A 23,383-nucleotide genomic window follows, 5' to 3' on the forward strand; every position below is an offset into this window, starting at 1 on the left:
AACCGCCGAGGCACCCGCCCCTCCCCCGCACCGACTGATCCGCCAGTCAACCCAAGATCGCAACTCCCTTTCACAAAAAGAAAATCAAATGCCGTTACACCCCCAAGCCTCCAAGAGTTGCGATTTTCGCAACCCGCAACTACGGTCCCACCCCATGGACGAAACAGACCGGCTGAGAGAACGGGTCCGCCAGCTGATCCAGTCCATGCCCGTCCCCCAACGCGAATTCGCCGCCGCCATCGGCCTGGACCAGACCAAGCTCTCCAAGGCCCTCAACGGCGCCCGCCGCTTCTCCCCGCACGAACTGGTCCGCGTGGCCGAATACTCCGGCGTCACCGTGAACTGGCTGCTCAACGGCAGCGACGACGCCAAAACCGTCACCGCCGTCCCCGCCCCCGCCGCGGGAACCGCCAGCGACCCGGACGACCTGGCCCACTCCGAACCACGACGGCGAATCCTCGAAACCGCCTGGCGGCTCATCGCCGAACGCGGCTATCACCGGGTGCGCATCGCCGACATCGCGCAAGCCTGCGGCACCAGCACCGCGGCCATCCACTACCACTTCCCCACCAAAACCGAAGTCCTCGACGAAGCGTTGCGGCGCAACGTGAAGCTCGCTTTCGACCGGCAGGTCGCCGAGCTGCACGCGGTGCCCGGCGCGCACGACCGGCTGCTCAAACTGGTCGAACTGCAGCTGCCGACCGAGGGCCTGCTGCGCGCCGAATGGTCGGTGTGGCTGCAGGTCTGGAACGAGGTCGCGCTCGACCCGCGGCTGCGTTCGCTCTACACCGATTCCTACGACCGCTGGTACCAGACCATTCTCATGACCATCCGCACCGGCCAGGAGCAGGGCGTGTTCCGCCTGGCCGACCCCGAGGCCGCCACCGCCCGGCTCACCGCGCTGATCGACGGCCTCGGCATCCAGGTGCTGACCGGGCGCCCCGGCAGCACGGTGGGCGCGATGCGCGCGCACCTGCACGACTTCATCGACCGCTCGATCGTCCAAGGAGCCTGATGAACCACGAGGTCATCGTCACCTGCGCGCTCACCGGCGCGGGGGACACCACCCGCCGGAGCCCGCACGTCCCGGTCAGCCCGGCGCAGATCGCCGAGAGCGCCGTCGAGGCCGCCCACGCGGGCGCGGCCGTGGTGCACATCCACGTGCGCGAGCCCGAAACCGGAGCCCCGTCGCGCGACGTCGCGCTGTATCGCGAGGCGGTGCGGCTGGTCAAAGAGTCCGGTGTGGACGTCGTCGTCAACCTCACCGCGGGCATGGGCGGCGACCTGGTCATCGACGCCGAGGACCCGCTCAAGCCGGTCGACGGCACCGACCTGGTCAACGCGCACGACCGGCTCCCGCACGTCGAAGAACTGCTGCCGGACATCTGCACGCTCGACTGCGGTTCGCTGAACTTCGGCGAGGGCAACCAGCTCTATGTGTCCACTCCGGACATGCTGCGCACCGGCGCGAAGCGCATCCAGGAGCTGGGCGTGAAGCCCGAACTGGAGATCTTCGACACCGGCAACCTCTGGTTCGCCACGAAAATGGTGGAGGAGGGCCTGATCGACCCGCCGCCGCTGTTTCAGCTCTGCATGGGCATCCCGTACGGCGCGCCGCCGGACCCCGGGCTGCTGCAAGCGATGGTGCACCTGCTGCCGGAAGGCGCGCAGTGGGCGTCGTTCGCCATCGGACGCGACCAGATGCCGTGGGTCGCGCAGTCGGCGCTGCTGGGCGGGCACGTCCGCGTCGGGCTGGAGGACAACCTCTATCTGGCGCGCGGCGTCAAGGCCACCAACGGCCAGCTGGTCGAGCGCGCGGTGGACATCGTGCAGAAGCTCGGCGCGGACATCGCCGCCCCGGACCGGGCCCGGGAAATCCTGGGACTCAAGGAGCGCGTGCATGCCTGAGACCACTGTGGACACTGTCGCCTGCATCGGGGCCGGGGTCATCGGCGGCGGCTGGGTCGCGCACTTCCTGGCCCAGGGCTTCGACGTCCGGGCCTGGGACCCCGCGCCGGACGCAGCCGAGAAGCTCGAACGACTCGTCGACGCGGCCTGGCCCGCCCTCACCGAACTGGGCCTCAAGCCCGGTGCGAGCCGCGACCGGCTCACCGTCGCCGCGACGCTCGCGGAAGCCGTCGACGGTGCGGGCTTCGTGCAGGAAAGCGCGCCGGAAGACCTGGCGCTCAAGCAGAAACTGCTCGCCGACATCGACGCCGTCACCGCACCGGACGTCGTGATCGCCTCCTCCACCTCCGGCTACGGCATGACCGAAATGCAGGTCGCCGCGAAGACGCCGGAACGGCTCGTGGTCGGGCACCCGTTCAACCCGCCGTACCTGATCCCGCTGGTCGAGGTCGCGGGCGGGAAGCTCAGCGCGTTGTGGGCGGTCGAGCAGGCCGCCGCGTTCTACCGGCGCGTCGGCAAGTCCGTGATCACGATGGACCGCGAGGTGCCCGGTTTCATCGCGAACCGGCTCCAGGAAGCGCTGTGGCGCGAAGCCCTGCACATGGTCGCGAACGGCGAGGCGACGGTCGAGCAGATCGACCTCGCGATCACCGACGGCCCGGGCCTGCGCTGGCCGGTCCAGGGCCCGATGCTGACGTTCCATCTGGCGGGCGGCGAAGGCGGCATGGCGCACATGCTGGACCACTTCGGACCGTCGCTGAAGTCGCCGTGGACGCGGCTCGAAGCGCCGGAGCTCACCAAGGAACTGCGCGACGCCGTGGTCGCCGGCTGCGACGACGAGGCGGACGGACGGACGATCGCCGACCTCGTCGCCGAACGCGACCGGGCGGTGATCGCGATCCAGCGCGCGGTCGGGCAGGCCCGCCGTGGCTGAGTACCGCGACCGGGTCCGTCCAGAGTGGATCGACTACAACGGCCATCTCTCCGAGCCGTACTACGTGCTCGTCTTCGGGGACGCGACCACCGCGCTGATGGACATCGTCGGCCTCGGTCCCGGCTACCGGGAGAGAACCGGGGCGTCGCTGTACACAGTGGAGGCTCACGTCCGGTACCTGCGCGAAGTCGGCGCGGACGCCGAACTCGAGGTGACGACCTCCGTGCTGTCAGCCGGCGCGAAAAAGGTGCGGCTGTGCCACGAAATGCGCGTCGGCGGCGAGCTCGTCGCGACCGAAGAGCTGATGTGCCTGCACGTTTCCGGGGGCCGCGCGACGCCGTTCCCCGCCGAGGTGGCCACCGCGCTCGACACGCACCTCGCCCCGGTCCCGGACTACGCGGGACGCGCCATCGCCTGATCCCCTCCCCTCACCGTCTCGTGAGTGGCAATCGCGGTTCTAACCGGGATTGCCACTCACGAGACCCGCTCGAAAGTCACCCATGGAAGCCCGATGTAAACCGACCAACGTTTCCCGCCGCCGATTCCTCACCACCGCGCTCGCCGGCGCCGCGCTCGCCGGCACCGCGCCCCTGCTGGCCGCCTGCGGCTCCACTGTCGCCGCGGCGGTGCCCTCCGGGCCGCCCAAACGAGGCGGCACCCTCCGCGTCGGAGTCACCGGCGGAGGCGCGTCGGACACGCTCGACCCGCACATCCCCGCGACGAACCCGGACATCGCCCGGGTGCTCAACCTCTACGAACCGCTCCTGCTGCGCGATCACGACTACCGGCTGCGGATGCTGGTGGCCGAATCGCTGAAATCCTCGCCGGACGCGCGCACCTGGACCGCCGTGCTCCGGTCGGGCATCCGCTTCCACGACGGCCGCCCGGTGACCCCGGCCGACGTCGTCGCGACCTTCCGCCGGATCACCGACCCGAAGGACCCGAAGAGCGGCGCGGCCGGGCTGACCATGCTCGGCGAGGTCGCCGCCACCGGCGACCGGACCGTCGAATTCCGCCTCACCTCCCCGAATTCCGGCTTCGACGACCTGCTCGGGCAGTACAGCCTCGGCATCGTCCCGGCCGATTTCGACGTCAAGCGCCCGATCGGCACCGGCCCGTTCAAAGCCGACACGTTCACCGCCGGGCTGCAGAGCACCTTCGTGCGCAACGAGCACTACTGGCGGCCGGGCCAGCCGTACCTGGACCGGTTGTCGCTCATCAACTTCGCCGACGACGACGCCCGGATCAACGCCCTCCTCTCGTCCCAGGTGGACGCGATCGACCAGGTCCCGGTCGCGCTCGTGGACGTGCTCCGCAGCGATCCGCGGATCCAGGTGCTGCGGTCGGAAACCGGGACCTGGCTGCCGTTCACCATGCGCGTCGACCGGCCGCCGTTCGACGATGTCCGGGTGCGCCAAGCGCTGCGCCTGGTGGTCGACCGCGAGCAAATGATCAACCAGGTGCTCAGCGGGCAGGGCCGGGTCGGCAACGACCTGTACGCGCCCTTCGACCCGGCGTACAACCGGCAGCTGCCGCAGCGGAAGCAGAACATCGCCGAGGCGAAACGGCTGCTCGCCGAGGCGGGCAAGCCGAATCTCGACATCGAACTGGTCACCGCGCCGATCCAGGCCGGTGCGGTCGAGGCCGCGCAGGTGTTCCAGCAGCAGGCCAAGGCGGCCGGCGTGAACGTGCGGATCCGGAAGATCGACACCACCACGTTCTACGGCGAGAACTACCTGTCCTGGGATTTCGCGCAGGACTTCTGGTACACGCGCAACTACCTGCCGCAGGTCGCGTCCGGCGCGCTGCCGAAAGCGCCGTACAACGAAACCCATTGGAACGACCCGGAATTCACCGATCTTGTCACGCGGGCGAGCGCCACGGTGGACCCGAAGGCGCGCACGGAGCTGCTGCACCGGGCGCAGCAAATCGAATACGAACGCGGCGGGCTGATCGTCTGGGGGTTCGTCGACCAGGTCGACGCCTACCAGTCCTACGTGGCCGGATTCGTGCCGGACCGGACCGGGATCTCGCTGTCGGGCTACCAGTTCCGCCAGGTCTGGCTCGGCACGGCGGAAGGAGGCGCGGCATGACCCGGCTGATCCTCAAACGGCTGCTCGTGAGCCTCGTGGTGCTGTGGCTGGTCACCCTGCTCGTGTTCGTCGCGACGCTGCTGCTGCCGGGCGATCCGGCGCGGGCGATCCTCGGCCAGCAGGCGACTCCGGAGCGGATCGCCGCGCTGCAGCACCAGCTGCACCTCGACGAACCGGTCTGGCAGCGCTATCTCTCGTGGCTGGGCGGCCTGTTCACCGGTGACCTCGGCACGTCGACCTCGACCCAGGGCCCGGTCACGACGCTGCTGGCGGACCGGGTGTCGGCCTCGCTCGTGCTGCTCGTGCTCGCCGCGGTGATCGCCACCCCGCTCGGGCTCGCGTTCGGCACCTGGACCGCGATGCGCCGTGGCCGCGCCAGCGACCAGGTCGTGTCCGGCATCAGCCTGGTGATCGCCGCGCTGCCGGAGTTCGTGATCGGCGTGGCGCTGATCGTTCTCTTCGCGACGACGGTGTTCCGCGTCCTGCCCTCAGTCACCCTCACGCCGCCAGGCGAAGCGGTGTGGGCGCAACCGAGTCAGCTCGTCCTTCCGGTGCTCACCCTCGTGCTCGTCGTGACGCCGTACATCACGCGGATGATGCGCGCGACGATGAGCGAAGTCCTCGACTCCGGGTACGTGGAAATGGCGCGGCTCAAGGGAATGCGCGAGCGGACGGTGCTGCTGCGGCACGCCCTGCCGCACGCGGTCGGACCGGTCGCGCAAGTCGTCGCGATCCAGCTCGCGTGGCTGGCCGGCGGCGTCGTGGTGGTCGAATTCCTGTTCCGCTACCCCGGCATCGGCCAAGCGCTGATCGACGCGGTCGGCAAACGCGACGTCGCGGTCGTCCAGGCGGTGACGCTGCTGATCGCCGCGGTCTACATCGTGGTGAACCTGCTGGCCGACGTGATCGGCATCCTCGCCGATCCCAAGCTCCGGACGGAGGCAGTGCGATGACCGCGGTCGAAGAAGAACAGGTGGTGCCCGCCGTCCCGGAGACACCGCCGCGCGCGGCCGGGCTGATCCGCACCGCTTGGGCGTTCCCGCAGGCCAAGGTCGGCACCGTGCTGGCCGGAGTCGTGATTCTCGTGGCTCTGCTCGGCCCGTGGCTGGGGCCGGTCATCACCGGGCACACCACGACGGACTTCGCCGGAAAGCCGTTCAAACCGGACGGTCTGATGGGCACCGACGGTCTCGGCCGCGACGTCCTCACCCGCTTCCTGGCGGGCGGCACCACGCTGCTGCTGTACGCCGTCCTCGCCACCGCGCTCGGCATCGTGCTCGGCGCGCTGCTCGGCATGATCGCCGGGTACGGCGGCGGCTGGCTGGACAGCCTGCTGATGCGCGGCAACGACGTCCTGCTGTCGTTCCCGCAGCTGGTCATCGCGCTGCTGGCGATCGCGGTGATCGGCCCGAAGGGCTGGCTCCTGGTGCTGGTCATCGGCCTGACGCACGCGCCGCGGACCGCGCGGGTCGCCCGGCAGGCCACGGTTTCGGTGCGCAACCACGACTACATCCGCGCGGCCGAGATGTACGCCGTGCCGCGCAGCCGGATCCTGCTGCGCGAGATCCTGCCGAACATCACCGGCCCGCTGATGGTGGAGCTGGGACTGCGGCTGACGTATTCGATCGGATACATCGCCTCGCTGTCGTTCCTCGGGCTCGGCATCCAGCCGCCCGCCGCGGACTGGGGCCTGATGATCAACGAGAACCGGATCGCGCTCGTCGTGCAGCCGTGGGGCGTGCTGCTCCCGGTGGCCGCGATCGCGGTGCTGGCCGTCGGCACGAACCTCGTCGCCGACTCGCTCGCCTCGGCCGGGCGGACCCGGGAGGTTCGCGCATGACGAAAGCGCTGGAGGTGACCGGGCTGGCCGTGCGCACGACGGCGGGCCGCCCGGTGCTGCATTCGGTGTCCTACGAGATCGCTCCCGGCGAGGTCCTCGCGCTCGTCGGGGAATCCGGCTCCGGCAAGACGACCGCCGGACTGGCCGCGCTCGGCCATTTCCGCCGCGGGCTGGCGTCCGGCGGCGGCAAGGTGGTGCTGCGTCCGCGCGACGGCGAACCGGTCGACGTCCTGACGCTCGACGACGCCGCGCGCCGCCAGCTGCGGGGCAACGCCGTCGCGTACATCCCGCAGGACCCGGCGTTGTCGCTGAACCCGGCGTTGCGGGTCGGCCGGCAGATCGCCGAGGTGCTGGAAACACACGGTTACGCGGGTGCGGCGGACGAGCGCGTGGCCGAGGTGCTCGCCGAGGTCGGATTGCCGTCCGACGAGGCCTACCAGCGGCGATACCCGCATCAGCTGTCCGGCGGGCAGCAGCAGCGGGTCGGGATCGCGATGGCTTTCGCCTGCCGCCCGAGCGTCGTGGTGCTGGACGAGCCGACCACCGGCCTCGATGTGAAGACGCAAGCTCTGGTCCTGGAAACGGTCCGGCAGCTGACGTCCGAGCACGGTGTCGCGGCCCTCTACATCACGCACGACCTCGCCGTCGTGGCGCAGCTCGCGGACCGGGTCGCCGTGATGTACCAGGGAGATCTGGTCGAATGCGGCGAAGCTGATGACGTGTTGCGGCGGCCGAAGCACGCATACACGAAGCGGCTCCTCGCTGCGGTGCCCGACCTCGGTGCGGAGCCGGGCGCTGCGCCCCCGCCGGACGACGCGGTACTGGCCGCCCGCGACATCCGGGTGTCCTACGGAGAGCAGAAGGTGTTGCGCGGCATCGACCTCGCCGTGACGCGCGGCGAAAGCGTGCTGCTGCTCGGCGAGTCCGGTTCCGGCAAAACCACGCTGTCGCAGTGCATCGCTGGGCTCAATCGCGGTTTCACCGGCACCGTCGCGCTCGAAGGAACCCCGCTGGCTCCGGCGGCCCGGCAGCGCAGCACCGACGAACTGCGGCGGATCCAGTACGTCTTCCAGAGCCCGTTCTCGTCGCTGAACCCGCGCAAGACGATCGCGCAGTCGATCGAGGTCCCGTTGGTGCGCTTGACGTCCCTCTCCCGCACCGAGCGCCGGAAGCGCGTCGCCGAGACCCTGGACCGGGTCCGGCTGCGGCAAGACCTCGCGAACCGCCTGCCGGACCAGCTCAGCGGCGGCGAACGGCAACGCGCCGCGATCGCCCGCGCGCTCGTCACCACGCCGGACGTGCTGGTGTGCGACGAGGTCACTTCAGCGTTGGACGTGTCCGTGCAGGCCACCATCGTCGAACTGCTCGGCGAACTGCGCCGGGAACTCGGCATGGCGATGCTGTTCGTGACGCACAACATCGCCCTCGCCCCGGAGGTGGCGGACCGGATCGCGGTCCTGCGCGGCGGCGAGATCGTCGAGGAAGGCGCCGTCGAAGCGGTGCTGAACTCCCCGTCGCACGAGTACACCAGCGAACTTCTCGCTACGACGCCGAGGCTGTGAGGAGCCGGATGACTGTCAACGGTGCGGTAAAGCCCGGTTACGAGAGCGTCCGGGAAGCGTTCGGGGACCTCATCGAGGCGACCGACGGCGGAGCCGCGTTCAGCGTGTTCCGCGACGGCGCCCCGGTGGTGGAGCTGTGGGGCGGCTCGGCGGCGGACGGCGTGCCGTGGACCGAAAACACCCGTGCCGTGTTGTTCAGCGGCACCAAGGGCGTGGTCGCGACCGTCCTGGCGATGCTGACCGCGCAGGGGAAGCTCGACCCGGACGAACGCGTCGCCCGCTACTGGCCGGAGTTCGCCGCGGCGGGCAAGGAGGACGTGCCGGTCTCGCAGGTCCTCTCGCACACCGTCGGCCTGCCCTACGTCGAGCCCGACCTGCCCATGCTGGACAACGCGGCGAACGCCGAGGCCCTCGCCGTCCAGCGTCCATTGTGGACTCCGGGTACGAAGGTCGCGTACCACGCGCTCACCTACGGCTACCTCGCCACCGAACTGGCCCGGCGCGTCACCGGCGCGGACCTGGGCACGCTCATCCGCGGCCAACTCGCCGAGCCGCACAGCCTCGACCTGCGGCTCGGCACCCCGCCGACGGTCCCGGTCGTCACCCTGCGGCGCGCGCCCGGGTACCGGATCAGCACGTTCCTCCAGGACGAGGAACGCCGCCGGATCGTCGAACGGATGTACCGCGGCCTGCTCGACTCCGGCGACTCGATGAACTCGCCGGAGTACCGCGGCGCGACGCTGGCGGCGGGCGGCGCGGTCGGCACCGCAACCGCGATGGCCCGCCTCTACGACCTGCTGCGCTCCGGCGAACTCGTCCCCGACGACGTTCTCGCCCAAGCCACCCGCACCTGGTCCGAAGGCGTCGACGCGATCAACGACCGCCCGCTGCGCTTCGGCCTCGGCTTCGAACTGGCCGATCCGATCGGCACCTACGGCCCCGCCGACGCCGACCCCGCCGCCTTCGGCCACTCCGGCGCCGGCGGCGGCCGCCACGGCGCGTGGCCGACCCGGGGGTTGTCGTTCTCCTTCGTGACGAACGAGCTCCAGGCCGAGGACGTCGACCACCGGGCGTCGTCGCTGCTGCGGGCGCTGCACGAGGCCGCCTGACCTACCGTGGGGAGATGCGGATCGTCTCCCTGCTGCCCGCCGCCACCGACCTCGTCGCCACCCTCGGCAAGGCGAGCGACCTCGTCGGCCGCACCCACGAATGCGACTGGCCGGCCGAGATCGCGTCGGTGCCGGTGGTGACCGCCGCCGACCTCGATTCCGACACGCTGACCAGCCGCGAAATCTCCACCGCCGTCGGCTCGTCCCACCAGGGTTCGTCGCTCTACTCGGTCGACGTCAACCAGCTGGCCGCCCTCGCGCCGGACCTCGTGCTCACGCAAGACCTGTGCGAGGTCTGCGCGGTGTCCTACACCCGCGTCGCCGCGGCAGTGCGGATGCTCGACGCCGGACCGCGCGTCCTCAGCCTGGAACCGCGCACCCTGGACGAGGTCCTCGACTGCCTGACCACCCTCGGCGACGCACTGGGAGTGCCAGACATCGCCGCTGCCCGGACGACCGAACTCCGCTCCCGGCTCTCCGCGGTCCGGCATCAGGTCGCGGGACTGCCGACGCCCCGGGTGGTCGCGCTGGAATGGCTCGACCCGCTCTGGCCGGCCGGGCACTGGGTGCCCGAGCAGATCTCCGCCGCGGGCGGCATCCCGTTGCTCGCGGAACCGGGCGCGCACACGAAACCGATGACCTGGGACGCCGTGGCCGCCGCCCGCCCGGACGTCCTGCTCGTCCTCCCCTGCGGCTTCTCCCCGGACCGGACCGAGAGCGAACTGGACGTCCTCGCCTCGCTGCCCGGCTGGAAAGACCTTCCCGCGGTCCGGAACGACCGGGTGTGGCTCTTCGACGGCCCGTCCTACTTCAACCGCCCCGGCCCCCGGGTGGTCCGCGGCGCAGAAATCCTCGCGACGGTGCTGCACGGCCTTCCCGCCAGCCCACCGGTCAGCGCTGCGGAGGCCCGGCGGATCTGACTGAGGGTCGTGCGTGTTCATGCCGGTTAGAACCGGCATCGCCGCGCACGACCCGAAAAGATCGCCCGGCCGGGAAGCCCACGGCCCCCTTTCGTGTTGTCCTCGAAGCAGGACCGGCACGGAACGGGGGCGTCGCATGGCACTACCCGAGCGGCACGCGGCGGACTACCCAGCGCCCCGCCTGGCCGTCGATCTCCCGATCGCTGCCCTCCTCATCGCCTCCCTCGCCCACTGGATCCGCGGCGCTCCCGCCGACGGCGTGATCTTCTTCGCCTCCGCCATCCTGCTGCTTTTGACCGAACGCCACAGCACCCCCGCCGACCCCCTGCTCCCCGCCGTCCGCCTGCCCGGCACTTCGCTGATCGTCGCCGTCGCCCTCGTAGCCCTGGTCTTCGGCCGCCAAACCGTGCCGATGTTCCTGGCCGTCACCGCGATCGGCATCGGTGCGCTCATCGTGGAGTGGCGGGACCCCTCGCTCCCGCCGCGCCCCGTCCCGCGCCGCGGCTGGCTGTGGGTCGCGCTGGCGATCTCCTGGTGCCTCTGGGAACTCGTCTCCTTCATCTACGAGCAAGCCGCGGGCGGGCTCTCCCTGACGCATCCGACGATGAGCGACCTCGTCGACCCGATGCTCGACAACCGCGTCGTGCAGGCTCTCGCGCTCGGCGTCTGGGTCGCCGCCGGGCTGGCGATGCTGCGCGCCGCCGCCACCGCGAGGAGAACGGCGTGAACAGCAGGCTGATCACCGAAATCGGCTTCGGCGCGATCGTGGCCGCCGCCCTGCTGCTGTGGCTGGGCAGCCACTTGTTCCCGAAGAGAATCCCGCCGTTGACCCGCGCCCTCTCCGCGCTGATGCGCAAGCGGTCCACCCGGATCGCGCTCGTGCTGGCCTGGTGGTGGGTCGGCTGGCACTTCTTCGTCCAGAGCTGACCGGCGGCCCCGAGCTAATCATCGATTATTTCTGATATGGTCGATGATGTGAACGAACGTATCGAGGTTTCCCGGGTCATCCCCGCCCCCGCCAGCGCCGTCTTCGCGGTCCTCACCGACCCGCAGGGCCACGTCGACATCGACGCGTCCGGCATGCTCATGGCCGCCGAAGGCGAACCGGTCGCCCAGGCCGGCGACCGGTTCGTGGTCCACATGGACCGGGAAGCGCTCGGCGACCGGCCGCTCGGCAAGTACGACGTCGAGGTCGTCATCACGAAACTGGTCCCGGACGAGGAAATCGCCTGGACCGTCGAAGGCAGCCTCCGCCCGCACGTCCGCCACGTCTACGGCTACCGGCTGGAGCCCGCCGAGGACGGCACCCGCGTCACGTCCTACTACGACTGGTCCGAACTCAGCGAGGAGTGGAAGGAACGCCTGACCTTCCCGATCGTCCCCGAATCCGCCCTCAAGGCGACCCTCGGCATCCTGGAGCGCACCGTCCGCCGCCGGGCCGCCGGCTAGCGGTACCGCAGCGCCGTCGGCTCGCCCCGCTCCGCCAGATACTGCTCGAAGGTCACCACGCCGTCCGCGTGCTCCGGCGCCAGGTTCGCACCGGCCGCGTAACCCCGGGCGATCCGCCCCGGCGCCGGCACCGGGACGAGCCGTTTGTCCTTCCCGGACGCGGCGAGCAGGGCACGCGCCAGATCAGCCGTCGTCCGCACCTGCGGTCCGCCGAAGTCCGCGACCCGCCCCCGCGGTTCGCCTTGAGCCAGCCCGACGAGCCGAGCCGCGACATCGCGCACGTCAACGGGCTGGAAGCGGAACTTCGGCACCGGCACCACCGGCAGCCGCGCGGCGCCGGCGAGGATCGTCCGCACCAGCGAGTGGAACTGCGTCGCCCGCAGGATCGTGTGCGGCATCCCGGAACCGGCGATCAGCTTCTCGGCGGCCAGTTTCGCCTGGTAGTACCCGAGCGGGAGCTTGTCCGCGCCGACGATCGAGACGTACACCAGATGCGGCGCCTGCCCGCTCCACCGCGCGGCCTCGACGAGCGTGCGGACCGTCTCGACCTCCCGCCGGTAGTCCGTCGCGCAATGCAGCACCGTGCCGACCCCGGCGACCGCGACGTCGATGCCCCGTCCGGTACGCAGGTCGCCGGCCGTCCACTGGACGCCTTCGCTGGACCGCCTCCGCCTGCTCAACGCCCGAACCGGAACCTCCGCGGCCCGCAGCCGCTCCACGACCGCCCGGCCCAGTTGCCCGCTTCCGCCGGTGACGAGGATCTGCTCGGCCACGTGGTCCTCCCGCTGCCGCACCGCCCGGGCTCAGCCGGCTTTCGCCCGCCATCCTGGCATGCCTCGCACCGCGCGGGTCAAAACTTCGAACGCCACCGGACCGTCGGCTCGTCCGCGGCGTCCCGGCGCGGCGTGTCTTTCCGCAGCAGCACCGACAGCCGTCCGTACGCGGTGATCAGCTCCGACGTCGCCTCGTTCCCCCGCCCGGCCCGGGCATGCTCGAATCCCTGCCGCAACGCGGCCAGCGCGGCCGGTTCCGCGGTCGCGAGCAGGCCAGCGGCCTCGGCAACGGTCTCGGCGAGGCCGTCGAGCATGGCCTTCGTCTCCGGCCGTCCGGGCGCGACGGTGAGCACCGGCGACAGCACGCGCAGCTGGTGGTGCAGCCGGTACAGCACGGCAAGCGGATCGTTCTGCCCAGCACCGTCCATCGTGGCATCCTCCGCTCCGTCCCCGGGGAGACGGACGGAAGGTTCCCCCATGACGCCAGGCGCCCGATTGACTTCGTTCAGGAGTCCTCTGCCTCCAACCCGTCCCGGTCGGCCCACTCGAGCAACGGCTCGAGCGAGTACGCCGTGTCGTCGATCCCCGCGTGCAGGTCGCCGAGTTCGGCGAACCGCGCGGGCACGGTCGCGATCGTGCAGTCGTGCGGGTCGACGTCGTCGACCTCGTCCCAGCGGATCGGCGTGGACACCAGCGCCTCGGGCACGCCGCGCACCGAATAGGCGCTGGCGATCGTGTGGTCGCGGGCGTTCTGGTTGTAGTCCACGAAGAGCTTCTTCGGGTCGCGGTCCTTGCGCCACCAGGTGGTGGTGACCTCGTCCGGAGCCCGCCGCTCGACCTCGCGCGCGAACGCCAGCGCGGCCCGGCGGACGTCGGCGAACCCCCAGCGCGGCTCGATCCGCACGTAGATGTGCATCCCGCTGCCGCCGGACGTCTTCGGCCAGCCGCGGATGCCCAGCTCGTCCAGGATCTCCTCGGCGACGTGCGCGACCCGGCGCACCGTGCCGAACCCGCATTCGGGCATCGGGTCGAGGTCGATCCGCCATTCGTCGGGCCGTTCGGTGTCCGCGCGCCGGGAATTCCAGGGATGAAACTCCACTGTGGACATCTGCACCGCCCACGCGACGTGCGCCAGCTCGGTCACGCACAGCTCGTCGGCGTGCCGCTGGTAGCGGGGGAACTGCACCCGCACCGTCTCCAGCCACGGCGGCGCGCCGTTCGGCACCCGCTTCTGGTGCACCTTCTCGCCGGTCACCCCGGACGGGAAACGGTGCAGCATGCACGGCCGTTCCCGCAGCGCGCGCACGATCCCGTCGCCGACCGAAAGGTAGTAGCGGACGAGATCGAGCTTCGTCTCGCCGCGCGCCGGGAAGTACACCCGGTCCGGGTTGGACACCCGGACCGTCCGGTCCCCCACCTCGAGCTCGACGGCCTCGCCCTTAGCCATGGCACCGACCGTATCCGGAAACGCCGGTCGCGTCAGCGGCCGAACGGCACGAGGGTGAAACGCCCGCCCGCCGCGGAACCGGCGGCTCGCCTCCGCGCTCGGTCAATTCGGCATCGCGGCGAGCACGGAGCGGTCCAGCTTGTACACCGTCACCGTGCCCGACTGGAAGGCCACCGACAGGCCGGGCAGGCCGTCCAGGTTCTGCAGTCCCGGCGCCAGCTCGAACGTCGGCGCGGTGTACCAGCTGTTCGGCGAACCCGGTCCGGCGCCCATGGTGGGAGCTTTGCTGTCCACGTAGACGTAGCCGATGTTCAGCGACAACACGGTTTTCCGGATGTTCGGGTCGGTCGGATAGTCGCGGAACGAGCGCAGCAGCTCATACGTCACCGGTTCCAGCGCCGAGCCGAGCGTGACCACGTTGACCACCGGCACCCGGTCCTCGACATAAGCGTAGGTCGAGCCGTCGTTGGCGCTGTTCATCAGCCGCTCGCCGGGCTTGATGTGCTCCTCGACGAATTTCGCCGCTCGTTTGTCGTCGTCGTTGACCCTGGTGAACTCCGGCTTCGCGTAGCGGCTCGCGATCACCTCGGCGTTGCGGTGTTCGTAGGGAACCGCGGCGTAGAAGACGTATCCGGCCAGCACCGCGGCGAGCAATGCGACGGAAATCGGACCGGCGAATCGGCGGGCGCAACCGAACACCGCCGCGTTCTTCGGTTTCCCGGCCAAGCGAATGATTCCGGCCGTCACGAATACGACCGCGATAGCCGCCAGCACCGGAATGAACAGGGAAATGTGCGACTGAATGCGCACATACGATTTGTAGAACGGCGATCCGACCATCGAGCCGATGCCCGACCACGGGTGCACCTTGAAATCGACGACGATCGCCAGCCAGAACAGCCACATCGCGGCGACGCCCCAGGCGCGGCGCAGCACCAGGACGACCAGCACCCCGGCCAGAGCGAGCACGCCCGCGCTGAGCTGGGAGAAGATGCCGTGCGGATCGAAGTACCCGCCATACGTGAGCTTCAGGTTGGTCGACAGCGCGTCGCCGAACCGGCCGGGCGGGATGTCCGGCGACCAGGTCCCGGTGCGGGTGGCCTGGCTCGCCGAACCGAGCAGAGTGGTCGCCGACGCGAGCGCGGCCACCACCCCCGCGGCCAGCAGCACCGGCCATTGCCCGCGCAGGATCTGGCGTCCCCGCTTCGTGCACGCCTCGACGATCCAGAACACCACGACGCTGAGGCCGACGGTCGCGGCCACGCTCGGGTGGACCGAGAACACCCCGGCCACCCCGATGCCCAGCACGACGGCCCGCAGCCAGCGCGAACCCGGACCCCATCCGCGGTGCCCGCCCACGCTGATCAGCGCCGCGATCACGCCCGGAGCCATGCTCATCGCGGCCGCGTTCGGCGCGATCCCGCCGTCGTGCAGGAGCTGCACGCCCGGCCGGTACAGCCCGGCCGCGACCAGCGCGGCCGCCCCGCCGGCGAGGGCGGTCCAGCTCGATCCGGCGCGCAGCCTGCGGAACACCGCGGCCGCGAGCGCCGCCGAGCCGAGCACGAACACCGGCCCGGTGATCAGGGCGTTCATCACGTTGAAGCCGGTGATCGGCCCGCCGGTCAGCTCGCCCGACAGCGCGGCGGGCAACGGCAGCCCGGACGGGTAGAACGACACCGGCTGCCCGGTGAGCACGTCGATCGGCAGGAGGTCCCACGGCGCGGCCCGGCCGGTGTCGCTGATGTAGGCCACCAGCACCATGTGGATGATCGTGTCGTGTTCCTGCGGATAGGTGTCCCAGGAACCGAGGCCGCCGTGCCATTGCTGCAGCGCGAGCGCGATGCCGCCGAGCACCAGGACCGCGGCGCCGATCTTGGCCGCCAGCAGCCAGCGCCCGGTCAGCGCGGGCAGCAGCGAGGTGTCCGGCTGCTCGACCGGCGCCGGTTCGCCGCGGCCGCGGCGGAACCAGGCGATGCCGAAGACGATCGCGGACAGCAGCAAGGTCACCGCGAGCGCGAGCGGAATCCCGAAGGACAGTCCCGGAATGCCGGACGCGAGGCCGGCGAGGCCGTAGACGCCGACGCTGACCGGGGCGGTCAGCGCGGCCAGCCACAGTTTGTCCCGGATGCCCGCGGCGAACTGCACCAGAAGTCCCGGCAAGGCGAGAACGGCCAGCCCCGCCAGCGGGTACAAAAGCAGACTCACGGCGAAGACCACCCAATCTCGTGAAGAACTCGTTGGATTCCACGGGGAACTGCGGCTGTGCTGAAGACTGGGGCCGCCGGTCGCGCGTCGAAGACGGAACTTCCGTTTCGCCTTCGATTTCGACGTGCTGCCTTCCGGCCAATACGGAGAATACGACACCGGCCCCGAGATCCGGGGACCGGCCCGCGGAAGTCGATCGACGGCTCCGGAACCACGATGCGCCCGGCCGCCCGCCGAGCGCTACCCGCCGCCAGGCGCCGCGTCCGGGTCCAGCACCGCGGTCTGTTTCGCCAGGCCGGACGTCGACCGCGTGCCGTGCTCGACGGTCAGCCCCCGCATCGCCACCGGGTAGTCGAACCGGAAGACCGCGACCGGCTCCCGGACTTTGTCGCCGCGAAGGTACGTCGGCACTTCGGTCGCCTTCGCGTCGGCGTACAGCGGCACGTACGGTCCCCCGGCATCCGCGGAGTAGGAAACCCCGACCAGCGACTGCGCGTCCTGCCCCGGCGCGAACCGGTAACGCACCGGCTGCACGATGCCGTCCGACAGCGACGCCGGGGTCCGGCACGGCAGGACGAACGCGTTGGTCCAGTCCAATGTCACCGGCTCGTTCACCGGGATCACGTTCGTCAGCGGCGTCAGCCGCGGAATCCGCGGCGCGGTGACCCCGACCCAGCCCGACCCGCTGGGGTCTTCGTCCCGCGCGACCACCCGGACCCGTTGCGCCCCTGGCGCCTGCCAGCGGGGATCGAAGCGTGCGTCGAGCCATTTCCCGGTGTCGTCCGCTTTGGCCTTCGCCGTCGCCAGCACGGTCCCGTCCGCCTTCGCGAACTCGACCGACACCTGCACTTTCCCGTGCGCGGCGCGGGAAATCACGACCGGCGGCGAATCCGGCGACCCGGTGCCGGCGGGCAGGTCGTACCACCCGCTCACGAACGTGCCGGTCCGGGAGGGCGCGCCGTAGGAACTCCACGCCGGATGCTCCGGGTCGCTGCCGAACGGCGCGCGCGGCGGGGCGTCCGGCGGGAACGCGGTGTTCATCGCGAACCCGTCCGCCGAGGCCGGGGTGGACGGCCGGAGCACACCGGCCGCGATGTCCGGCTCGACGTCCAGCCAGTCCTCGACGCCGCAGGAGTTTCCGGCTTTGCCGGCGCTGGCGGCGAGGCCCAGCGAAGCCAGATTCGACCGGCCGACGGAGTAGGTGCCCCAGCGCACCTTCACCGCCTGCGCCTGCCCGACCACTTCGACCGCCACCGTCGCGGCCGCCACCGCGACGATCACCCAGCTCGTCCTCGGCAGCCAGCGCGGCGCCCGCCCCGCCCCGTCCCGTCGCTTCGCGGTCTGCCAAGCCCCGGCGACCACGCCTGCGAGCGCGACGGCCAGCCCGGCCCAGAGGGCGAGATCCGCCAGCCGCACTCCCTTGACCGTCGGGACAGTGTCGCCCCAGCGGACGTCGTAGTCGGACTGCATCCACCACCAGTTCGGCGCGGACCACGCCAGCCACGTCGTCGCCGCGACCAAACCCAGCGCCGCCGCCCGTTCCCACACCGAGGCCAGCGCTCCCCTTGCGACGGTGTGCACCAGCATCGCGATGACCACCGTGCCGAATCCGGCCAGCGCGCCGAAATGGTGCGTCCATTTCGTCGGCGTGAACGCGAGCACGACCAGGCAGAGAACACTGATGACGACCATGCGGCGAGCAGGCCCGACGGCCAGTCCCGGAGCGCGGCGCCAGATCAGCAGCACGGCGGTCAGCGCCATCGCCAGGAGCATCAGCAGCACCGGCACCCGGCGGTTCAGCGCGCCCTCGACCACCGACGGGTCGAGCAGGGTGGCATACCGGTTGATTTCGGCCTGCCACGGCAGATCCGGTCCGATCTTCTGCCGGACAGCAGTCGACTCCAGGACCGCGGTCAGCGGCTGGTCGTAGAACGCCGTCAGGAGCGCGCTGGCACCGGCGCCGACGACCACCGCGATCGCGCCGGGCACGCGCAGGTCTCCGCGCCTGCGCGCCAGCCGCGCGAGGGGGCGCGCCCCGGCGATGAACGGCAGGAACGCCGCGATCCCGAGCGGGTTCGTCGTCGCGGTGGCGCCGGCGACCGCCAAACCGATCGCGACCGGCGTCACCGCACCGGTCGCCAGGGCGCGCTCGACCAGCGCGAACACCGCCAGCGAGCCGAACACGATCCACGGCTCCGGACGCAGCCCGACGTCGAAGGCCACATACCAGGCCAGGAACAAGGCCGCGGTCGCCCAGCGGGTCCACCGGGCAGGCCGGTTCACCAGCCGCGGCAGCACCACGCGGTCGATCAGGAACCAGGACGCCAGCCCGAGCAGCACCGAAGGCAGCCGCATCCACACCATGGCCGGCGTGACGCGGCCGAGAAGCGCGTACAGTTCGTAGTACCAGCCCCACGGCGCTTCCGGCGCGTTGAACCAGCGGAAGTAATTGCCGGTGAACCCGCTCGTCCCGCGAGCGCGCAGCATCGTCGAGATGTATCCGTCGTCCACAGTGAGCGCACCGACGACGGACCAGACTCCGAGCACGCCGGTCACCACGAGGTCCGCCGGCCGCGGCACCCACGCCCGCCGCGGAAGCAGCCGGACGCGGCGTGCGGCGGCCCGGTCGCGCCGGACCAGCAGCACGATCATGGCGAGCACCGCGAGCACCGACACCACGCCGAGCGCGATCTTCGCCGCGCTTGCCGTGCTGACCCATCGGGTGTCGGGTTCGATCTGCGCGGACACCGTGCCGGGGTGTTCGGTGTACAGCCCGGTGACGGTCGGCCTGCCCGCCGTCTTGCCGGTGCCGACCGTGGTGCCTTCGCCGTCGGCGTGCACCTTCAAGTGGCAGTCGCCGCCGGCCGGTTGGCGAAACAGTTCCGTGCCACCGAGTTTCGCGCTGACGATGCCGTCGGCCGCCCGGACCTCCAGCCCGCCCGCGGCGCGCTCCGCTCCCTGCTTGCCTTCCGGCGGGGTGGTCGCGAGCAGCAGCCCGTCCGGGCCGGCGCAGCGGACGGTCGCGTCGAGTCTGGCCGGGTGGTACGGGTACAACGGCAGCGCGGTGTCCTGCGCGCCGTCCCATCGGTACGTCGTCGTCTCAGTGTTCACCGGCGCGACGGTGAACAGCACCGCGGTCAGCGCGGAGACGAGCCCGAGCCCGATGATGAGCCAACGGTGGCCAGCTTGCCTGCGTGCGGAGGCGTCGGAATCTGGGGTTGGCACGGCGCGGAGTTTAGTGTTCCGGCGTATCTCCGCCGTGAAGCGGCCCAGCGCCGCCGCGTCGTCGCATGTGAGGCCAGCCGCGCTCGCGCACCGGGCGCTTCCGTCCACTGTGGAATGGCCGCCGCGGCCCTTCGTCGCCCGTTCCGGTGACTCTCGCGGGCCTTGCCGCCCGGATACCCTCGAGGACGCCCCGGGTTACCCGAAAGTCTCCGGCCGGACCGTCCACGGTGGACATCCACGCAGCTCCAGCACGCTTTCCGGAAGTCAAACGGGTCCTGCCCGGTTTGCCCGGTTCCTCCACGGTGATCTGGAGCACACCTTAAGTCCAGCCTAGGTGTGCTGCGTCACGCGGTGCGCTACCGCTAGCGTCACGCAACCATGGAATCCACAGTGGTCGCCAAAGAGGGCGACAACTACACGAAAGCACTGGGCAACCGCCAGGTGCAGATGATCGCGATCGGCGGGGCGATCGGGGTCGGGCTCTTCCTCGGCGCGGGCGGGCGGCTCCACGAAGCGGGTCCGTCGCTCGTCCTTTCCTACGCGCTGTGCGGCATCGCGGCCTACTTCGTGATGCGGGCGCTCGGCGAGCTCGTGCTGCACCAGCCCAGCTCCGGCAGTTTCGTGACCTACGCCCGCAAGTTCATCGGACCGTGGGCCGGGTTCGTGTCCGGCTGGATGTACTGGCTGAACTGGGCGATGACCGGGATCGCGGAGATCACCGCGGTCGCGATCTACGTGCACAAGTGGCTGCCGGACGTGCCGCAGTGGATCACCGCGCTGATCGCGCTCGGCGTGCTCATGGCGGTCAACCTGCTGAGCGTGAAGCTGTTCGGGGAACTGGAGTTCTGGTTCTCCGTCGTCAAGGTCCTCGCGATCATCGTCTTCCTGGTGACCGCGCTCGGGCTCGTGTTCACCGGCGCGAACATCGGCGGCACCACGGCCGGCGTGCACAACCTGACCGATCACGGCGGGTTCTTCCCGGCCGGCGTCGGCATCGCGCTGATGACGCTGCAGGCGGTCGTGTTCGCCTACTCCGCGATCGAGGTGGTCGGCATCGCGGCCGGCGAGACCAAGGACGCGCGCAAGGTGCTGCCCAAGGCGATCAACGGCGTCGTGTGGCGGATCGGCGTCTTCTACGTCGGTTCGGTGCTGCTGCTGGCGATGCTGCTGCCGTGGCCGTTCTACAACGGCGGCGAAAGCCCGTTCGTCACCGTGTTCTCGCGCCTGGGCATCGGCGGCATCGGCGACGTGATGAACGCGGTCGTCCTCACCGCCGCGCTCTCCTCGTGCAACTCGGGCCTGTACTCCACCGGCCGCATCCTCCGCGCGCTCGCCGACGAGGGCGAGGCGCCGAAGTTCGTCGGCAAGATGAACTCGCGGCATGTGCCCTACGGCGGAATTCTCTTCACGTCCGTCGCCTACGTGTTCGGCGTGGTGCTGAACTACTTGCTGCCGAAGGAAGCCTTCGACATCGCCACCGCGGTCGCGTCGCTCGGAGTGGTCGCGACCTGGGCGACTCTGGTGTACTCGCAGATGCGCATGCGCCAGGCGGCGTTGCGCGGCGAACTGGAGCGGCCGAGCTACCGCATGCCCGGCGCGCCCTACACCGGCTGGGCCACGCTCGGATTCCTCGTGCTGGTCGTGGTGCTGATGGGATTCTCCGACGGAGCCGAGAAGATCGCGTTCTACTCGATCCCGGCGATCGTCGTGGTGCTCGCCGTCGGCTGGCGGCTCGTGTCCCGCAAACGGCAGGCGCGCACCGGCGCCTGAGCGGAGCCCGCGTTCCCCCATCCCCGCGAACGCGGCACCGGCCCGGCCGTCCTTCCGATACCCACCGGAAGGACGGCCGGGTTCTTTCTTTCACCACAACGGGAAGTCGGCCCCGCGCTCGGCCTCCGGCCGCGGCCCGAAGATCCGCCGCTGCGATTCGCCGATCCGCCGGTCGTTGATGGACGCCTCGCGCCTGCTCATCAGGCCGTTCCCGGCGAACTCCCACAGCTCGTTGCCGTAGCTGCGCCACCATTGCCCCTCCGCGTCGCGGCTCTCGTACTGGAACCGCACGGCGATGCGGTTCTCGCGGAAGCCCCACAGCCCCTTGCGCAGCGCGTAGTCCTGCTCGCGCTCCCACTTCGCGGCAAGGAACTCGACGATCGCGGCGCGGCCGACCACATGGGTGTCGCGGTTGCGCCACACGGAATCCGGCGTGTACGCGAGCGAGACCTTCTCGGGGTCCCGCGTATTCCACGCGTCCTCGGCGGCCTGGACCTTCCGCAGCGCAGCGGCGAGGTCGAACGGCGGGAACGGGGGCCGCGATTCGGTCATGACAGGGGTCCCTTCACTTGACGAGCCGAGGATTGCGCGGGTACGGCGCGTGCGCGACTTGCCGGGCCACCGGACGGCCCTCGACGACGCGGTGCACTTCCAGCCGGACGATCCGGCCGGTATAGCCGTCGTCGCCGGAGCGGCCGGCTTCGCCCCATTCGATCGCGGCGGTGCCGGAGACCTGGAGGACGCGGCCGGTGGCGAAGTCGAAGAAGAGCAGCGCGGCTTCCGGGTTCGCGGCGATGTTGCCGAGACTGTTGAAGAGATTGTTTCCCGGATAATCGGGCCACCGCAAGGCATTCTCCTCGACGCGGACGAATCCGGGCGCGCCGCCGCGATGGGACGCGTCCGCGCCGTGCGCGGGATTGATGGTGCCGAGGAAGAACGTGTCCGCCGCTTGGATCAGCTCGGTGTCGCCCGGACTCAGTTCAGCGCGTTCTCCTGCTGGTGCTGCCGGCTCGACGTCTTGCGTGAGGTCCCGCTGCTGGATGTACTGCGGGCAGTTGCCGTAGGCCTGCTCGACCTCCACGATCAGGTGGTCTTTCGCGGTGGTCGCGAGCGTGCCGTTGATCCGGACCCGGCGGCGGGTCGCGAACTCGACGCTGGTCATGCCGAGCATCTGCCCGGCCGGAAGCCGGTGCAGCGGATCGCCTTCCGGCAGCGTGCGATGGATCGCGAGCGTCGTCTCCGACCTGGTCTCCAAGAACCCGGGCGGGCCGGTGATCGGCGACGTCCACAGCCGTCCGCCGGCGTCGCGTCCGGTCACGACCAGAAACGTCCGCTCGGCCAGAAACCCTGCCGTTCCCGGGGAAATCCCGGCCGGTTCGGCCATCCGGGACAGGCGCGCGGCCTGGCGTTCGACTCCCGCCTCCCGCTGGACGGCGAGTTCGCCGGAGTGAAACGCCGGCCGGATCGCATGGCTCATTGCACCCTCCCTTTCTCACGGGTTGAACCGTGAGATTCCGTGAGAAGTTCTAGCATCCGCTTCTCACGGATGCAACCCGTTCCATCCGTGATACCGTCTCGGCCATGGGCATGCTGCCGGACGAGGTCGTGCCGGTCCGCCTGATGGCGACCGTCTGGGCCGACACGAGCGGGCTCCACGACGATCTCCGCACCCGTGAAGACCTCGACGCGTGGCTCGACGACGTCGGCATCGAGCGCGGTTCGCGCCCGTCGTCGGCCGCCGAACTCGCGCTGGCGCGCCGGCTTCGCGACGCCGTCCGCCGACTCGCCGCCCAAGTCACCGCCGACGAGCGGCAGTCCCCCACCGTCGACCTCGACACCGCGCTCGGCGACCTGAACGACCTGGTGACCCGCCTGCCAGTCCCCCAACTGACCTTCGTGGCCGGGAAACTGCAGGAAGGCTCCTCCCGCGGCACTTCGCCGGTCGTCACCGGATTAGCCCGCGTGGCACGAGAATCGATCGCACTCTTGGGCGGACCGGACGCGGCGAAGCTGCGCGCCTGTTACGCGCCCGGCTGCGTGCTCTACTTCATGAAGACGCATCCGCGCCGCGAATGGTGCTCCGTCGCCTGCGGCAACCGAGCGCGCGCCGCACGGCATTACGAGAAGATCCGCTCGACGCGCTGACCG

Annotated in this window: 22 protein-coding genes; 15 read left to right on the forward strand and 7 right to left on the reverse strand. The window is 70.5% G+C overall.

Annotation, left to right across the window (positions count from 1 at the left end; all coding sequences use genetic code 11):
* The first annotated feature begins 154 nt into the window (after window positions 1-154).
* From L3Q65_RS14245 to L3Q65_RS14305, 13 genes are all read left to right on the forward strand, one after another.
* A complete protein-coding gene (locus L3Q65_RS14245) occupies window positions 155-1,015 on the forward strand; it encodes a TetR/AcrR family transcriptional regulator (protein ID WP_182889186.1) in 861 nt (286 codons plus the stop codon).
* Window positions 1,015-1,908: a 3-keto-5-aminohexanoate cleavage protein gene (locus L3Q65_RS14250; protein ID WP_237599937.1), complete on the forward strand. Its 894-nt coding sequence runs from the start codon at window positions 1,015-1,017 to the stop codon at window positions 1,906-1,908. The genes L3Q65_RS14245 and L3Q65_RS14250 overlap by 1 nt, the downstream gene beginning before the upstream one ends.
* Window positions 1,901-2,842 (forward strand): 3-hydroxyacyl-CoA dehydrogenase NAD-binding domain-containing protein, encoded by a 942-nt coding sequence (locus L3Q65_RS14255; RefSeq protein WP_182889184.1) that lies wholly within the window; start codon window positions 1,901-1,903, stop codon window positions 2,840-2,842. Before L3Q65_RS14250 ends, L3Q65_RS14255 begins: the two co-directional genes overlap by 8 nt.
* Window positions 2,835-3,260, forward strand: coding sequence for a thioesterase family protein (locus L3Q65_RS14260; protein ID WP_237599938.1), 426 nt, complete (start codon window positions 2,835-2,837; stop codon window positions 3,258-3,260). Before L3Q65_RS14255 ends, L3Q65_RS14260 begins: the two co-directional genes overlap by 8 nt.
* An 82-nt stretch (window positions 3,261-3,342) precedes the next feature.
* A complete protein-coding gene (locus L3Q65_RS14265; protein WP_182889182.1) occupies window positions 3,343-4,935 on the forward strand; it encodes an ABC transporter substrate-binding protein in 1,593 nt (530 codons plus the stop codon).
* Entirely contained in the window at window positions 4,932-5,888 is a 957-nt protein-coding gene (locus tag L3Q65_RS14270) for an ABC transporter permease (protein WP_037805897.1), read from the forward strand. The genes L3Q65_RS14265 and L3Q65_RS14270 overlap by 4 nt, the downstream gene beginning before the upstream one ends.
* Window positions 5,885-6,775, forward strand: coding sequence for an ABC transporter permease (locus L3Q65_RS14275; protein WP_237599939.1), 891 nt, complete (start codon window positions 5,885-5,887; stop codon window positions 6,773-6,775). The genes L3Q65_RS14270 and L3Q65_RS14275 overlap by 4 nt, the downstream gene beginning before the upstream one ends.
* Window positions 6,772-8,337, forward strand: coding sequence for an ABC transporter ATP-binding protein (locus L3Q65_RS14280; protein ID WP_237599940.1), 1,566 nt, complete (start codon window positions 6,772-6,774; stop codon window positions 8,335-8,337). The genes L3Q65_RS14275 and L3Q65_RS14280 overlap by 4 nt, the downstream gene beginning before the upstream one ends.
* An 8-nt stretch (window positions 8,338-8,345) precedes the next feature.
* Entirely contained in the window at window positions 8,346-9,446 is a 1,101-nt protein-coding gene (locus L3Q65_RS14285) for a serine hydrolase domain-containing protein (RefSeq protein ID WP_237599941.1), read from the forward strand.
* A 14-nt stretch (window positions 9,447-9,460) separates the two neighbouring features.
* Window positions 9,461-10,366: a cobalamin-binding protein gene (locus L3Q65_RS14290; RefSeq protein WP_237599942.1), complete on the forward strand. Its 906-nt coding sequence runs from the start codon at window positions 9,461-9,463 to the stop codon at window positions 10,364-10,366.
* Between the two features lie 136 nt (window positions 10,367-10,502).
* Window positions 10,503-11,093, forward strand: a complete 591-nt coding sequence (locus L3Q65_RS14295) for a hypothetical protein (RefSeq protein ID WP_237599943.1) — start codon at window positions 10,503-10,505, stop codon at window positions 11,091-11,093.
* On the forward strand, window positions 11,090-11,293 hold the full coding sequence (locus L3Q65_RS14300) for a DUF6186 family protein (RefSeq protein ID WP_237599944.1): 204 nt from the start codon (window positions 11,090-11,092) through the stop codon (window positions 11,291-11,293). The genes L3Q65_RS14295 and L3Q65_RS14300 overlap by 4 nt, the downstream gene beginning before the upstream one ends.
* A gap of 48 nt (window positions 11,294-11,341) precedes the next feature.
* Window positions 11,342-11,815: an SRPBCC family protein gene (locus L3Q65_RS14305; RefSeq protein ID WP_237599945.1), complete on the forward strand. Its 474-nt coding sequence runs from the start codon at window positions 11,342-11,344 to the stop codon at window positions 11,813-11,815.
* Here L3Q65_RS14305 and L3Q65_RS14310 read toward each other — a convergent pair.
* From L3Q65_RS14310 to L3Q65_RS14330, 5 genes are all read right to left on the reverse strand, one after another.
* Window positions 11,812-12,588 (reverse strand): SDR family oxidoreductase, encoded by a 777-nt coding sequence (locus tag L3Q65_RS14310; protein WP_237599946.1) that lies wholly within the window; start codon window positions 12,586-12,588, stop codon window positions 11,812-11,814. The two genes, L3Q65_RS14305 and L3Q65_RS14310, sit on opposite strands and share 4 nt — an antisense overlap.
* A gap of 77 nt (window positions 12,589-12,665) precedes the next feature.
* A complete protein-coding gene (locus L3Q65_RS14315) occupies window positions 12,666-13,016 on the reverse strand; it encodes a hypothetical protein (protein WP_237599947.1) in 351 nt (116 codons plus the stop codon).
* A 77-nt stretch (window positions 13,017-13,093) separates the two neighbouring features.
* The gene (gene ligD / locus L3Q65_RS14320) at window positions 13,094-14,035 is read right to left on the reverse strand and encodes a non-homologous end-joining DNA ligase (protein WP_182889172.1); all 942 of its coding nucleotides are present in this window, start codon (window positions 14,033-14,035) and stop codon (window positions 13,094-13,096) included.
* Between the two features lie 102 nt (window positions 14,036-14,137).
* Window positions 14,138-16,240: a DUF6541 family protein gene (locus L3Q65_RS14325; protein WP_237599948.1), complete on the reverse strand. Its 2,103-nt coding sequence runs from the start codon at window positions 16,238-16,240 to the stop codon at window positions 14,138-14,140.
* A gap of 240 nt (window positions 16,241-16,480) precedes the next feature.
* Window positions 16,481-19,465: an arabinosyltransferase domain-containing protein gene (locus tag L3Q65_RS14330; protein WP_237599949.1), complete on the reverse strand. Its 2,985-nt coding sequence runs from the start codon at window positions 19,463-19,465 to the stop codon at window positions 16,481-16,483.
* Between the two features lie 378 nt (window positions 19,466-19,843).
* Between L3Q65_RS14330 and L3Q65_RS14335 the strand changes: the two genes are divergently transcribed.
* Window positions 19,844-21,235, forward strand: a complete 1,392-nt coding sequence (locus L3Q65_RS14335; RefSeq protein ID WP_182889169.1) for an amino acid permease — start codon at window positions 19,844-19,846, stop codon at window positions 21,233-21,235.
* A gap of 90 nt (window positions 21,236-21,325) precedes the next feature.
* Here the strand turns inward: L3Q65_RS14335 and L3Q65_RS14340 are convergent, their stop codons facing one another.
* Window positions 21,326-21,787, reverse strand: coding sequence for a nuclear transport factor 2 family protein (locus tag L3Q65_RS14340; protein WP_182889168.1), 462 nt, complete (start codon window positions 21,785-21,787; stop codon window positions 21,326-21,328).
* A 13-nt stretch (window positions 21,788-21,800) separates the two neighbouring features.
* Window positions 21,801-22,712: a pyridoxamine 5'-phosphate oxidase family protein gene (locus L3Q65_RS14345; RefSeq protein WP_182889167.1), complete on the reverse strand. Its 912-nt coding sequence runs from the start codon at window positions 22,710-22,712 to the stop codon at window positions 21,801-21,803.
* A 104-nt stretch (window positions 22,713-22,816) separates the two neighbouring features.
* Here L3Q65_RS14345 and L3Q65_RS14350 point away from each other — a divergent pair, with 104 nt between their 5' ends.
* On the forward strand, window positions 22,817-23,380 hold the full coding sequence (locus tag L3Q65_RS14350) for an ABATE domain-containing protein (RefSeq protein ID WP_237599950.1): 564 nt from the start codon (window positions 22,817-22,819) through the stop codon (window positions 23,378-23,380).
* Window positions 23,381-23,383 lie beyond the last annotated feature (3 nt).

The sequence above is a fragment of the Amycolatopsis sp. FU40 genome (assembly GCF_021903635.1).
Lineage (GTDB): Bacteria > Actinomycetota > Actinomycetes > Mycobacteriales > Pseudonocardiaceae > Amycolatopsis > Amycolatopsis dendrobii.

Bases quoted from the DNA above. Each gene is read 5' to 3' on its own strand.
- L3Q65_RS14295 (WP_237599943.1), top strand. From the start codon at position 10,503: ATGGCACTACCCGAGCGGCACGCGGCGGACTACCCAGCGCCCCGCCTG.
- L3Q65_RS14285 (WP_237599941.1), top strand. From the start codon at position 8,346: ATGACTGTCAACGGTGCGGTAAAGCCCGGTTACGAGAGCGTCCGGGAA.
- L3Q65_RS14340 (WP_182889168.1), bottom strand. From the start codon at position 21,787: ATGACCGAATCGCGGCCCCCGTTCCCGCCGTTCGACCTCGCCGCTGCG.
- L3Q65_RS14255 (WP_182889184.1), top strand. From the start codon at position 1,901: ATGCCTGAGACCACTGTGGACACTGTCGCCTGCATCGGGGCCGGGGTC.
- L3Q65_RS14315 (WP_237599947.1), bottom strand. From the start codon at position 13,016: ATGGACGGTGCTGGGCAGAACGATCCGCTTGCCGTGCTGTACCGGCTG.
- L3Q65_RS14250 (WP_237599937.1), top strand. From the start codon at position 1,015: ATGAACCACGAGGTCATCGTCACCTGCGCGCTCACCGGCGCGGGGGAC.
- L3Q65_RS14275 (WP_237599939.1), top strand. From the start codon at position 5,885: ATGACCGCGGTCGAAGAAGAACAGGTGGTGCCCGCCGTCCCGGAGACA.
- L3Q65_RS14270 (WP_037805897.1), top strand. From the start codon at position 4,932: ATGACCCGGCTGATCCTCAAACGGCTGCTCGTGAGCCTCGTGGTGCTG.
- L3Q65_RS14245 (WP_182889186.1), top strand. From the start codon at position 155: ATGGACGAAACAGACCGGCTGAGAGAACGGGTCCGCCAGCTGATCCAG.
- L3Q65_RS14280 (WP_237599940.1), top strand. From the start codon at position 6,772: ATGACGAAAGCGCTGGAGGTGACCGGGCTGGCCGTGCGCACGACGGCG.
- L3Q65_RS14290 (WP_237599942.1), top strand. From the start codon at position 9,461: ATGCGGATCGTCTCCCTGCTGCCCGCCGCCACCGACCTCGTCGCCACC.
- L3Q65_RS14335 (WP_182889169.1), top strand. From the start codon at position 19,844: ATGGAATCCACAGTGGTCGCCAAAGAGGGCGACAACTACACGAAAGCA.
- ligD (WP_182889172.1), bottom strand. From the start codon at position 14,035: ATGGCTAAGGGCGAGGCCGTCGAGCTCGAGGTGGGGGACCGGACGGTC.
- L3Q65_RS14345 (WP_182889167.1), bottom strand. From the start codon at position 22,712: ATGAGCCATGCGATCCGGCCGGCGTTTCACTCCGGCGAACTCGCCGTC.
- L3Q65_RS14350 (WP_237599950.1), top strand. From the start codon at position 22,817: ATGGGCATGCTGCCGGACGAGGTCGTGCCGGTCCGCCTGATGGCGACC.
- L3Q65_RS14265 (WP_182889182.1), top strand. From the start codon at position 3,343: ATGGAAGCCCGATGTAAACCGACCAACGTTTCCCGCCGCCGATTCCTC.